General features: G+C 39.7%; 10 protein-coding genes and 1 tRNA gene. 5 read left to right on the top strand and 6 right to left on the bottom strand.

Features of this window, described 5'->3' with window-relative positions; genetic code table 11:
• Positions 1 to 5: 5 nt before the first annotated feature.
• Positions 6 to 2,165 (top strand): glycoside hydrolase family 97 protein, encoded by a 2,160-nt coding sequence (locus LA313_RS15735; RefSeq protein ID WP_408641381.1) that lies wholly within the window; start codon positions 6 to 8, stop codon positions 2,163 to 2,165.
• Between the two features lie 187 nt (positions 2,166 to 2,352).
• Positions 2,353 to 2,697 carry a cupin domain-containing protein gene (locus tag LA313_RS15730; protein WP_228916696.1) on the top strand — a complete coding sequence of 115 codons (345 nt, stop codon included), beginning with the start codon at positions 2,353 to 2,355 and terminating at the stop codon, positions 2,695 to 2,697.
• 262 nt (positions 2,698 to 2,959) lie between these two features.
• Here the strand turns inward: LA313_RS15730 and LA313_RS15725 are convergent, their stop codons facing one another.
• From LA313_RS15725 to LA313_RS15715, 3 genes are all read right to left on the bottom strand, one after another.
• Positions 2,960 to 3,646: a fibronectin type III domain-containing protein gene (locus tag LA313_RS15725; protein ID WP_228916695.1), complete on the bottom strand. Its 687-nt coding sequence runs from the start codon at positions 3,644 to 3,646 to the stop codon at positions 2,960 to 2,962.
• Entirely contained in the window at positions 3,643 to 7,056 is a 3,414-nt protein-coding gene (locus LA313_RS15720; protein ID WP_228916694.1) for an ELWxxDGT repeat protein, read from the bottom strand. The genes LA313_RS15725 and LA313_RS15720 overlap by 4 nt, the downstream gene beginning before the upstream one ends.
• 342 nt (positions 7,057 to 7,398) lie before the next feature.
• Complete coding sequence (locus tag LA313_RS15715) at positions 7,399 to 8,289, bottom strand: arsenite methyltransferase (protein WP_228916693.1); 891 nt, start codon at positions 8,287 to 8,289, stop codon at positions 7,399 to 7,401.
• A gap of 203 nt (positions 8,290 to 8,492) precedes the next feature.
• Here LA313_RS15715 and LA313_RS15710 point away from each other — a divergent pair, with 203 nt between their 5' ends.
• Both LA313_RS15710 and LA313_RS15705 read left to right on the top strand, forming a co-directional pair.
• Positions 8,493 to 9,485: a hypothetical protein gene (locus LA313_RS15710; RefSeq protein WP_228916692.1), complete on the top strand. Its 993-nt coding sequence runs from the start codon at positions 8,493 to 8,495 to the stop codon at positions 9,483 to 9,485.
• A gap of 178 nt (positions 9,486 to 9,663) precedes the next feature.
• The gene (locus tag LA313_RS15705) at positions 9,664 to 9,849 is read left to right on the top strand and encodes a hypothetical protein (protein ID WP_228916691.1); all 186 of its coding nucleotides are present in this window, start codon (positions 9,664 to 9,666) and stop codon (positions 9,847 to 9,849) included.
• 8 nt (positions 9,850 to 9,857) lie between these two features.
• Here LA313_RS15705 and LA313_RS15700 read toward each other — a convergent pair whose 3' ends face one another.
• From LA313_RS15700 to ggt, 3 genes are all read right to left on the bottom strand, one after another.
• The gene (locus LA313_RS15700) at positions 9,858 to 10,034 is read right to left on the bottom strand and encodes a hypothetical protein (RefSeq protein WP_228916690.1); all 177 of its coding nucleotides are present in this window, start codon (positions 10,032 to 10,034) and stop codon (positions 9,858 to 9,860) included.
• Positions 10,035 to 10,279: 245 nt separating this feature from the next.
• The gene (locus tag LA313_RS15695; RefSeq protein WP_228916688.1) at positions 10,280 to 10,900 is read right to left on the bottom strand and encodes a hypothetical protein; all 621 of its coding nucleotides are present in this window, start codon (positions 10,898 to 10,900) and stop codon (positions 10,280 to 10,282) included.
• A 308-nt stretch (positions 10,901 to 11,208) separates the two neighbouring features.
• Positions 11,209 to 12,915 carry a gamma-glutamyltransferase gene (gene ggt / locus LA313_RS15690; protein WP_228916686.1) on the bottom strand — a complete coding sequence of 569 codons (1,707 nt, stop codon included), beginning with the start codon at positions 12,913 to 12,915 and terminating at the stop codon, positions 11,209 to 11,211.
• A gap of 247 nt (positions 12,916 to 13,162) precedes the next feature.
• On the opposite strand from ggt, the gene LA313_RS15685 reads away from it, so the two are divergent.
• A tRNA-Pro gene (locus LA313_RS15685) sits at positions 13,163 to 13,236 on the top strand.
• Positions 13,237 to 13,418 lie beyond the last annotated feature (182 nt).

Below are 13,418 nucleotides of genomic sequence, written 5' to 3'. Positions count from 1 at the left end.
ACCTAATGAAAAAATTGAAGATGAAGCAGTTACTAATAATCTCCTGCCTTTGGTTAAGTTTTACTGCAGTGGCGGTAGCTCAAAAAGTCTCTTCCCCTAATGGGGAGGTGCAAATGCAGTTTGAGTTACTGGAAGACGGAACTCCTGCTTATAGCCTTTTTTACAAAGGTGAGCCTGTGATCGAAACCAGTAAGCTGGGATTGATCCTAAAAAATGATGAGCATAATCTAATCAATAATTTTGAAGTCATAGAACGTGAAGAGTCTGATTTAGAGGAAATCTGGGAACCGGTTTGGGGAGAAGAAAGCGAGATTCTGAATAAATACAACGAACTGGCAGTAGTGCTTAACCAAAAGCCAACAGATCGTCAAATGATCATAAGGTTCAGAGTTTTCAATGACGGACTCGGGTTTAGATATGAATTTCCGCAGCAGCAAAACCTGGGACATTTCATCATAGAAGATGAAAAAACCCAGTTTGCCATGACAGGAGATCACACCGCTTTCTGGATCCCGGGAGATTACGATACACAGGAATATGATTATATTGAATCAAAACTTTCTGAAATTAGAGGAGAAATGGAAGGTTCTATTACAGATAACCTCTCCCAAACCTCATTTTCGGATACCGGGGTGCAAACTTCCCTTTTGATGAAAACAGATGAAGGGCTTTATATTAACCTGCACGAAGCGGCTTTGCTCGATTATTCTGCAATGCACCTGGAGCTGGATGATGAGAACATGATCTTCGAATCATGGCTTACTCCAGATGTTACAGGTAATAAAGCATACATGATCGCACCAGGGAAGACTCCCTGGAGAACAATTATCGTAAGTGATGATGCCAGGGATATCCTTGCCTCAAGAATGACTTACAATTTAAACGATCCTGTGGCTATTGATGATACTTCATGGATCAAACCTATGAAATACGTAGGAGTTTGGTGGGAAATGATCACAGGAAAAAGCAGCTGGCACTACACTAATGATTTTGCCGCAGTAAAACTTGGAGAAACAGATTTTGAAAACGCCACGCCTAATGAAACTCATGGTGCCACTACAGAAAATGTTAAGCGGTATATAGATTTCGCTGCCGAGCACGGTTTTGACGGAGTTCTTGTGGAAGGCTGGAACATTGGCTGGGAAGACTGGTTTGGGAATTCCAAGGATTACGTTTTTGACTTTATGACTCCATATCCCGATTTTGACCTTGAGGAGATAAGAGATTATGCAAAGAGCAAAGGTGTGGAAATGGTAATGCACCATGAAACCTCTTCTTCGGTAAGAAATTATGAGCGCCATTTGGATTCCGCTTATCAATTCATGAAAGATCACGGTTACAATGCTGTGAAGAGTGGATATGTGGGAGACATTCTTCCAAGAGGAGAGAACCACTACAGCCAGTGGCTCGTAGATCATTACCAGTATGCTATTGAAAAAGCGGCAGATTATGAGATCATGGTTAATGCTCACGAAGCCGTTAGGCCTACAGGCGTTGCCCGTACATGGCCAAACCTTATTGCCAATGAATCTGCAAGAGGAACAGAATACCAGGCTTTTGGAGGTTCCAAGCCTAACCACGTGACAGTACTTCCATTTACCAGGCTTTTAGGAGGGCCAATGGATTATACTCCAGGGATCTTTGAAATGGATATTAGTAAGGTAAATCCTGAAAATGATTCGTGGGTAAACAGTACCATTGCTAATCAACTGGCATTATATGTAACTATGTATAGTCCGCTACAAATGGCTGCCGATCTTCCTGAGAACTATGAAAGGTTTATGGATGCATTCCAATTTATTAAAGATGTGGGAATGGATTGGGAAGAGAGTGTTTATCTTGAAGCTGAACCGGGAGATTACATTACTATTGCCCGTAAAGAAAAAGGTACTGAAAAATGGTTTGTTGGAAATGTAAACGGGGAAACCCCGAGAACTTCAAAAATATCTTTTGATTTCCTTGAGCCTGGACAAAAGTATATTGCGACCATTTATTCCGATGCTAAAGATGCGCATTACAAAAAGAATCCGCAGGCTTATAAGATCAGGAAGGTAGTTGTGACCAGTAAGAGTGATCTAAAGCAGTGGAGCGCTCCGGGAGGAGGATATGCAATTAGCATAGTTCCCGCTGAGAAGAAGGAAACAAGAGGCTTGAAGAGGCTATAAGCTGAAGAACATTTTTAATATTAACCGCCTGAAAATAGCATTTTCGGGCGGTTTTTTTATGTGTTTTTGTGAAGCTTCAACAAACCAGATCAAATTAAATATTCTAAAACCTTTGTTAGGATTTAGCTGAAACATCCCTATTCTCCTGAAGTTTTTGTACTTTAAATCGAAACTTAAAAAATAATTTATGAAAACCGCTTCTTTATTAAAGAACCTCGAATATAATGATACCAAACCTGCCGTCCAGGTCTTAATGGATACCGATAGCAGTAAAGAAATACGAATAGCAATGAAGAAAGGACAGGTGATGAAAGAACATAAAACGCCTTATCCTATTGTTGTAGAATTATTTGAAGGAATAATATCGTTTGGAGTTAATGGACAGGTACACAAAATAGAAAAAGGGGATATGTTATCTCTTGAAGGAAATATACCTCATGATCTTAAAGCAGAAGAAGACAGTATTGTTCGTTTGTCCCTGTCAAAATCAGATTCTGCCGAGAGGGTGAAAGGCGTAGCTGAAGGTTCCTAAAAATACCTTACTATAAAAAATGATTTAAATTAAGTAGCTGCTTAAAATGTCCTGTTCTTAAGCAGCTATTTATATTTTTTCAATTAGCAGTGGATCTTTTCTTGTCCCATTCCTTAAAGAGAAGAACCTGGAAAAATTGGGATGAGGATTAATTTAAAATAGTCCTTATTAACCTGCCCATGCTAATAGATGATTTTTTTAAATCTGTATTATATTCTTTTGTTTTTAAGTTAAAGACTCAGTAGTAAAGCTTCAGCTTCCATTAGTTTGTTTTAAAACTCCAGACTTGTCCTATAGATTTACCACCTTTTCCGTCCATTGCCACAATCTTCCAATGGTAAATTGTCCCGGCTTCTAAATTGTTAACTACAAAGGCGTAGGTTGATAGATTTTCTTTCAATAAAGGAGGGTTTTCAGAGGTGCCAAAGTAAAGATCATACTTCAGTTCGTCATCATCCAGATCTATAGATTCCCAGGCTAACTCTACTTCTGAACCGTATATTTTATATTCTTCAGGACTTAATTTTTTCGGAACAGACGGCAATGAATTTGTGCTGGGTGCTTCTTCAGTAAAAAAGTTGCGAACAGCTGAATAGGCACCGGTATGGCCTTTGCTATCCTTAGCTACCACCCTCCAGTAGTAAGTCATACCTTTATCGAATTGTTTATTCATAATCAAGGAAGTGAGTTCTTTTCTATAGTACATCTCCGAAAAATCACTTGAAGTAGAAATCTCGAATAAGTAGGAAACATTGTCACCTTCAGGGTCTGTTGCGGATAACCAGCTAAATTCCAGCTCATTATCTACACAGAAGAGGTTGTCTTCAGGAGTTAATAAGATGGGTGCTTCCGGAGCTTTATTTTGTTTTTCGTTTTCATCTGGTGGCTCAGAGTCAGAAGAGCATGCGAAGACCAGAAAGCAGAGAATAATTAATTTGAAATTTTTCATTTTTTCACAAATTGAATGGTGTGAGGAGTTTTTAATTTTAATATGGCGTAATAAACACCGGGTTTCAGATCTTCAACATCGATTGTTAGCAGATGGTTCTTGATACTATAAGAAGCTGAAGAAATAAGCTGGCCGGATCCATTGTAGAGATGCACCGGAAGTTTTCTGAGATCACCTGTGGGAATTGCAATATGTAGTTCTGCAGTAGTTGGATTAGGAAAAGCTACCATTGAGTAATTTCCTTCAACATTGAAGGCTAACTTTCCTTCGCAGGCGTTTCCAGAGGAAATCTCCAACGTTCCTTTACCATTGGTTAATACAGAAAACTTAGAAGAAGCGTAAGTGCCAATCAGTTTTCCGTCCAGCGTGGCTATAAAAGGAGCTGTGCCATTTTCAATATAGACATTCACAAAATTTCCAGTGGGACGGGTTATCGACTGCATCGCGCCTTCAAGGGAACCACCGGATTCTACCTTAAATTCGAAACACTGCCGGAAATCTGTACGGGATTCAATAGTTATACAAATAGTATAATCGCCTGGTTTAAGATCCCCAAGCATTAATTCTTTAGTAAAACTATAAGCTTTTCCATCTATTTCGACAACAAAAGGATGTTCTTCTGAAGCTTCAATAAAAAGATTCCCGTTGTCTTTACCTGCACAGGTCTCATTGCTAATTTCAATTGAAAATAGATCTGTCGATATATTTTCCGAGGGGGGTTCATCTACAGGAAGAGCGGCTATTTCACCATTTTGGATGGCGTAGAGTTCCTCCCCGCTTTCACTGGTGCTTCCCAGGAAGTAGAGAACATTCTTACCGGCGACAAGTTTATTGATCATTAAGTCATCTGTTGGAACACCTCCGTTGACGGTATAAGAAATCAAATCCGTATTCTCTGGGCTTCCATCTGTTCGCCAGATTTCCTTATTATTATATGCATCCTTAAAATAAATATTGTCTTGAAAACAGGCCAGAGAACTTATATAATTATAAATTCCTTCGGTTGTTTTGGTCAACCTGATGGTGGTTTCAGGTGAACCTGCAGTTCTCCATAATTCAGTTCCATTGTAATTATTTTCTTTCTCGGCAATGAAATAGACATAATCCCCACAGGTGGTGATAACGTTAATATCCGGATGAATTCCAATTTTTCCACCGTCGACCATTAGCTTTGTACCTTCCAAGGTTCCGTCAGTTTTATAAACAGAAACTCTAAAAGTTTCAGGATTTTTGGCAACAAAATATAATTCATCATTTAGTATGGTCATGAATTGTATATCTCCATCAAGATTACCTCCAAAAGCTTTCAGATGTATAGTTCCCTCGGCAGTTCCGTCCGAAGAAAAAAGATCATGAGCACCGTAGGTGCTATTTTGAAGATCGGCGGTAAGAATAAGTTTATCATTGACCACTCTAATTTGCCGGAGATCCTGAAGGTTTTTTACCTTCACAGTACCACCGGATGTTCCGTCAGATTTCCATAAGGCAGGTCCTGTATTGTCAGCACCTCTAAAATAGATGGCGTTGTTCAAAGACACAATGTTAGAAGCATCACCACTTGGGGCTCCGGGATATAGATCCTTAACTAATTTTGTTCCTGAAGGAGTTCCATCACTCATCCATAATTCATTACCATGGACTCCATCATTGGCTCTAAAAAATAACTTGTCTCCAACAATAGAAAAAGTTTTACTGTAACCTTCACTGGTCATACTACTTCTGGATCCCGGTGCTATATCTTTTATCATTTGAGTACCACTGTCGGTGCCATCACTTACCCACAGTTCATAGCCATACTCTGCATCTATAGCACTAAAATATAGCTTGCCATTCATCTCAATCATTTCAGAATTTTCGTCTATGGACATATAGTCTGAATTGATCTCTTTTACTCTTTTTGTGCCTTCAAGGGTTCCATTACTTATAAATAAATTATTTCCATGGGAATATTTTCTAGCACTAAAATATAACAATCCATCAATGTCAAGGAAGTTCTGGGCGTTGCTACTCCACCAGTGATTAAAATCCTTAAAAAGTTTTGTGCCGTCTGCTGTTCCATCGGTTACCCATAATTCGTGACCGTGAATTATGGAGTTTGCAACAAAATAAACTTTGTTATTAAATTCAATAAATTCAAAATTAAAGGTGGAAAGATTGGTAGTTATATCTACTTCGTGTAGTGGCAGGGTACCGTTCTCTGTACCATCACTTGTCCAAAGCTGAGAAATTTCCAGGTTATTTGAAGAAGCCACAAAAAGAACTCTATCTCCGAAACTTTTTAAATGTCTTATATAGGTCGAGTTACTACCGGGGCTAATGTTTTTTACGATCAAGGTTCCTTCCTCAGATCCGTCGGTTTTCCATAGTTCGGCTCCATTAATGTCATCATTACCGACAAAAAAGACGGTATTACCTGAAGTAGCAAAACTATCAGAAGAACTGTTAAAACTGAAGGTATCCCCCTGCTGGGTGATATTTTTGACCATTACAGTTCCATTTTCGGTTCCATCGCTTTTCCATAGTTCATATCCGTTTTGCCCATCTTTCGCTATAAAATAAATTCCTTGTGGAGTCACCGTACCAATCAGGTGGGTTGCAGCATTGCCGTTAGGATTAATATCTTTTACCATGACAGTGCCTTCTTCAGTTCCATCGCTTTTATAAAGCTCAATTCCATTCTGACCATCTTCGGCCATAAAATAAAATTGATCATCAAATTCTAAGAAATTAGTATTGTTGTAGAATGCACCATGAACAGCATGAATATCTTTTAGTAAAGTAGTGCCCACAGAGGTTCCATCAGTTTTCCATATTTCTCTACCAGATTTTCCATCATTAGCTGTAAAATATAGATGGTTATTTAATTCAAAAAATCCTGCAGGATGACTGCCATTCAGCCCCTCATTAATATCCTTAAAGAGCTTAGTTCCTTCAGAGGTGCCGTCGCTTACCCACAATTCGTTTCCTGCGGCTTCCCCGGAAGATTGAAAAAAAGCTTTTCCCTGAAATAAGAACATTTCATAAACAGGAATGTCTTTAATAGGATAGGTGCCATCTTCAGTCCCATCACTAACCCAGAGTTGAGGATCTGACCACCAATTAATACTGGCCTGGAAAAACAATAAATCTCCCATTACCACCAATGGAATAACATCTGAATCTCTGTCACCTTCGGCTATGTCTTTAACTATTCGGGTATTTTTAAGAGTTCCGTCAGTAAACCATAGTTCTCTTCCGTTATGGCGATCTGTAGCGGTGAAATAAAAACCAGAATCAGATTTTATAAACTCACTGGGATAACTGTCATTGGCAAAATACAGCTCAATTAAACTGGCATCAAAATTTTGGCTAAAAGAAATTTTGATGTTAAACAGGGATAGAATGAGGACGAGAAGGTAAATTTGTTTCATATGGGCAATGCTGTTATCTCTCCTATTAAATTGGTAGATACTTAAGTATTATCTATTAATCTTAATAAAATACCTATAGAAGAATTGGTTTACTTGTTCTGGCTAATGGTAGGGAAGAAGCCGGAATATTATCAGATTGTAAATCTAAAAATTTTCTTAAAAGACGAGAATAATTTTGTTAAGAATTTATAACATTAAAAATTCATTAATGACATTAACCTATTGAAAAATGTTCAATTAGGCAGACTGGCTAAAAGATTTAGCCGTTTAATAAAAAATACCTGCCCTAATAGGAGCAGGTATTTTTGTCATTAATATGGCAATAAATGCCTCTGTTTTCCTCTAACAGCATCCGGAATCCGGGGTGCAACATGCTCCCTGGTCTTGTAAATTTGACATTATAAGTTTCGGCTTATCTTTCTTTGTGCCGGGCTTTTCCCCATAAACTGTGATACTGAAAATGCCCGTTTCTCCTTTTTTAAACTCTTCTATTTCTTGTTCTGAAAGGTACTTCTCAAGAATATCATCTGGGATGGTGATAGTTTTTTCCTTCTGAAGGATAAGGTTTTGAAAACCTGCATCTTTAATGTGCTGCAAGTAATCCCCTTTTTGAATGGCTCCTGCCACACATCCTGCATACATTTCCGCGTCTTCGCGTAAAGCTTCGGGAAGTTTCCCTACCAAAACAATATCAGAAATACTGAAGTGTCCTCCGGGTTTGAGAACCCTGAAGATCTCATTTATCACTTTTTGCTTATTGGGCACAAGGTTAAGTACACAGTTGCTCACAATGACATCTGCACTATTGTCATTTACAGGCATCTCATCAATATCTCCTTCGCGGAATTCCACATTGTTGAACCCGAGCTTTTCAGCATTTGTCCGTGCTTTATTGATCATTGTGGGGGTAAAATCAATCCCTATCACTTTACCTTCCGCACCGGTTTCATGACGGGCTACAAAGCAATCATTACCTGCACCAGACCCCAGATCTATAACGGTGTCACCTTTTTTTATTCCTGCATATTGAGTAGGGAGACCACAACCCAGACCCAGGTCGGCATCTTCCAAATAACCATCTGTGCCGGTGTAATCGTCCATCATAATATTATATACCTTGTTGGAAGGGGTAGTGGCACCGCAGCAGGAAGCAGCATTTTCTATCTTCCCCTGCTCCGCGATCTTAGAATACCGCTCTTTAACCGAATCTTTAAGTTCTTGTTCTGTTTTCATCTTTGAAAGTTTGTGTAAAACAAATAACATTATTAATCATTGTAATATTACGATAATAAAATAACAGTAAAAAATGTCCGGTTGTTTTTCATTTAAATATTTTTTGTGTTTAAAGTAACCTTCTGAAGTGAGTTTTTTTTAGAGTATTTTTTTAATTTTATTAGTGCTAAACTTCAGACGGTTCGTCTACTAAAAAAATGGTTATGAAGTTATTTCTTAGCCTTGCGTTAATTCTGACATTCTTAAATTGTTTTTCCCAAAACTCATTTTCCGAAAGCAGATCAGGGTCCTTTCTTAAGGATACGCTCATTTCCATTGAAGCCGATCCCGCTGCCGGTTTTTCACATGAATATTTACTGATGATCCCAAAAGGAACTACAAAAGCTGAAACAATCTTCCTGGCTGTCGAACCGAATAATACCGGTTTCACATCAGATTCCATTGAACTACATCGGGAAGGGGCAATTTTTGTGGCTACAAAAAGATCTATAGGGAATATCGTTGCCACCGAACTTCACCTGCCGTTACTTGTGCCGGTTTTTCCCAGGACTAGAAAGGAAAATCTCGTATACACCCACGCTCTGGACAGAGATGCCATGCTCTCCCAAAATGAGGAGATCAAACGTATAGACTTGCAGTTGCTGGCGATGATTAGGGATGCCAGGCGAAGATTACAGGATCTGGGGATTCCGGTAGAGGAAAAAGTAGTAATGACTGGCTTCTCGGCATCCGGTAGTTTTGTCAACCGTTTTACATTTCTGCATCCGGAAAAACTTCGGGCCGTAGTCACCGGTGGCTTGAATGGTATCCTCATGTTGCCACTAAAAGAGATGAATAATTATACGCTTAATTATCCTTTGGGGATCAATGACCTGCGGGAGATCTCGGGTAGTGAAATAGATCTTGAAGTTTATAAAAAGGTGCCGCAGTTTATTTTTATGGGCCAACTGGATGACAATGATGCAGTGCTATATGACGATGCTTATAATGAAGAAGAGCGTACGGTTGTATATGCGACTGTTGGGGAACAAATGCAACCAAAGCGTTGGGAGACCTGTCAAAATATTTATAAAAACGAAGGCGTAAATGCAGAATTCCATACCTATGAAAAAGTTGGGCATTGGTCTACCCCGGAGATCAATGGGGAGGTAATTGAATTTATCAAAGAGCAGATTACTGAAGAAGGGGAGGAGTAATAATATTCAACAGATCCAGTTCACAAAAGCTTAAATAGTCCGTCTTAAAAATGGCATTTTCAGCACCTTATATGAGGTGCAGTTTTCTGCACATTTCTTTTTCCTAAATAAAAGTTAATTATTACATTTGGCCCGCTTCCCTAAGGCAACTACATCAAAACCCAAATCATTAAGAATAATGGAAAAAGTTATTGTTGCTGTCGTTACCGCTATTTTATGTTCCATTTTTGGTTCAAAAGCCCAGGAGAGCGATCTTAAATGCGGAGCCAAAGGAGAAGCTCACTCCTCTACCCCTTGGGATCGTGTTGAAATGCATAGTCGTCCCGGGATAAACTACCAGTACAAAACTACCCAAATGGGATAGTTTGCTGTTTACAGATCCCTTTTCTTCAGTTCGGCTTTGGAAATGCCTTTTTCCAGGGCTTCTTCGCGGCTAAGATCGTGATCGGCATAGAATTCCGAAGCGTACTGCAGCGCCCGTGATCTTATATCATCATCAAGGCTGTTAAGTCGCTTTTCAAATTTTTCAAAATCTTTGTAATTTTCCATAACGCATTTTTCAGTTGTACGAATAATAAAAGCTTCTTTATGCAAACTTTTTTCGAGGTGGGGGCGTCTTCTATTTAAGAACGGGAGAGACTAAAAATTAGGCAATTTCCGTGATGTGACCAAAGATTGCAGTGAAGTTAACAGCTTCTAAAAGTATTCTATTATAATAAGGTGGAAAACCACCCATAGAATAGCAAAATATGTGTGGGACCGGAATTATTCAAGCTACTTCTTCTAAACCTATTCTATCTCTCTAAAGTCTCTTTTTCAAGCTCCCCCAGCAGTTCATCAACAGTAATATTCAAATTCTCCTCTGTGGAATACAATCTGTAACGGGTCAATTTCCCCGAAAGCATTATTTCTCCATTAGAGTAAGAGATCTCCCGCCAGTTTTCGGGCACTCTTATTCTTAGGTCCTCATTGTTGTACAGGCTACTGTCCAAATGGATAATATGATCAGATACAGATAACTCTTTTTCAAATAAACCTTTTCTTTTAAAGTCAGTTAACGGATTTTTCTTTGAGACAAAGAGTACTACAAAGTAACTTTTTTCAGTAGTCACATTTAGATCGATCATACTTACTGAATAGTAAAAGGATATTGGTACAATTAGCAAAAGGACAAGTTCTCCAATAAAAAGTATTCTATAATTAATTTTTCTAACGATAAACCTTTCGACCCCATAAAGAACAAAAACAAACAGAGAAATTGGAACCGCTATCGCGGCAAGGAATGAAGAAGCTTGGGTTGTAGAAAATATTTCAATAAGGGTCCAGATGAATATGAAGAAAAACATTCCGGCAAGAACAACTACCGGGGTCACCGGGAAGAGCATTTTCTTTAAAAGGTTCTTTATTCCGTTCAAAGCCTTATCTTAAAAGGGGTGTGCCGGGAGTAATGCTTCAAAAAAGCTCTTCTTAAAGATAATTCTTTCTGCTCATTTAATACGGATCCATATATCGAAATTCACTCTGTTTAGTTGGTTTTTTTATTGGTCAAAGCCTCTTCCAATAAAAGTGTGAATAGAGAATTGTAAAGGCATCTAAAATGTACATCAAAGGCAGATTTTTTGAAACCTTTCAGCCTATCTGAAGAAATGAGAAAAGCAGGAATAAAATTTTATGGTACACCATTCCTCCCTTAAGCTAATTATTGATCACAATTTTACCACGACTAATATCCTGCCGCAGCGTCATCTCCCCGGGGATCGGCGCCTCCTTCCAGTTTTCCGCTGGGAAGGACCAGAATAGCGTTAACTTTTCCTAATATGGTGGATTCTCCCACAGAGACCTCATAACCTTTTAATTGCAGGGAATCCAGGGTAGCTTCAGCAAAAGAATCGGGTTCAAAAAGTACTTCGTCGGGTAACCATTGATGGTGAAACCTGGGGGCGCTCACAGCCTGTTGCATTCCCATTCTGTATTCGGCAACATTTAAGATAGTTTGCATCACGGAAGTGATTATAGTGGATCCACCCGGGGAACCCAGAACCATCCAAAGCTCTCCTTCCTTTTCTACAATTGAAGGAGTCATTGAACTCAACATTCTTTTTCCGGGCTCAATAGCATTGGCTTCGCCTCCTATGAGTCCAAACATGTTGGGAACTCCGGGTTTGGCACTAAAGTCATCCATTTCGTTGTTTAGGAAAAAACCTAATTCCTCCACATAAAGTTTGGATCCATAAGCTCCATTAAGTGTGGTAGTCACCGAGACCGCATTTCCTTCGGAATCCACAATAGAGTAGTGGGTGGTTTCCATGCTTTCATAGCCTGGAATGCTGCCGTGACTAATGGCAGAGGAGGGAGTGGCGCTGTCAAAGCTGAAGTTGTGCATACGATCCTCCAAATATTCATCGCTGAGTAATTTTTGCGTCGGAATTTCCACAAAATCGGGGTCACCTAGGTAGTGGCCGCGATCGGCGTACGCTCTTCTTTCGGCTTCGGTGATCACCTGGATCGACTTTACCGAATTATGGCCATATTCGCCCAGGGGATAGGCTTCGATCATTTTCATAATTTGGCCCATTACAATTCCGCCGCTCGATGGCGGAGACATTGAGATGATCCTCAAGTCGTCGTAAGTGAAAGAAATAGGATCCCGCCATTGCGCCTCGTAAGTAGCCAGGTCTTCCATTGAAATTATTCCTCCATTATCTTGAATGAATCTTACCAGTCTTTCTGCAGTCCCTCCCGAATAAAATTCGTTCCTGCCCCTGGTTGCAAGCTTTACCAGAGTCGCTGCTAAAGCATGGTTCTTAAGGGTGTCCCCGGGTTCATGAGCTTCTGCAAATAAGACTTCCTCTCCGTTGGCTTTAATAATCGCACTTCTGTGTTTTTTAAGTGAGGCTGCCTGATTTTTGGTGACTATAAATCCTTGCTGGGCCAGAGCAATGACAGGAGCCAGGATCTTTTCCATGGACATACTTCCAAATTTTTCGTGGACAGCAAAAATACCGGCTACAGTGCCCGGAACTCCTACTGCCAGGCCTCCAAACCTGCTTTTTTTAGGATCTGCATTTCCCAAACTGTCGAGGTACATGTCACGATGTGCCCCAAGCGGTGCTTTTTCCCGGTAATCAAGAGCGCCGGTTTCGCCTGTGTTAAGCCTGTACACCATGAATCCACCGCCACCTAAATTGCCGGCATAAGGATAAACCACGGCCAGGGCCATCTCTGTAGCTACCATTGCATCAAATGCATTGCCTCCCTTTTTAAGGATCTCTAAACCAATTTTTGAAGCTTCTTTTCTTGCCGATACCACCATTGCATGTTCTGCAACAAGCCCACGTTCAGAAAGAGAGGGGTAGATTTTTGGTTCAGTAGGAATTTTGCAGGATTGCTGAAGAAGAATTAGAAAGAAAAAAATAAAATATTTCTTCATTTTTGGTTAGCTGTTTTAGGTGCAGAGGCTAAACTAAGGCAAAAAATGGATAGCTATTCAAAAAAGTATCTTAAACCCATATTGATTTTATTAAAACTATGGGATTAGCGTTTTTACAGAAATCCTTTAGACCTCTGATTTCCTGTTATTTTGCGACAGACATAAATTAGGAAAAAGAGAAAGGCCGGAAAAAGGCATATTTCCCTTTGAAAATTAGAAATAAGCTGCTTAATTTGCACTCTCATTTCGGGATGTGGCGCAGTCCGGTAGCGTATACGTCTGGGGGGCGTAGGGTCGCAGGTTCAAATCCTGTCATCCCGACAAGCACAAAAGCGATGCGAAAGCATCGCTTTTCTTGTTTAAGGAGCTGCGCAAAGCTTGCTTTGCAGTAGCGACGAAAACAAGAAAAGCTGACGGCGAAGCCGGCAGAGCTTTTGTATTTCCAGCGCCGGATGTAATTGGGATTCTATACCCTTCGGGTAAAATTCAAATTACAAGCACCA

The organism is Salinimicrobium sediminilitoris (assembly GCF_020866905.1).
GTDB lineage: Bacteria > Bacteroidota > Bacteroidia > Flavobacteriales > Flavobacteriaceae > Salinimicrobium > Salinimicrobium sediminilitoris.
The sequence above is the reverse complement of the archived record's forward strand: the minus strand, read 5'-3'. Positions and strand labels throughout refer to the sequence as shown.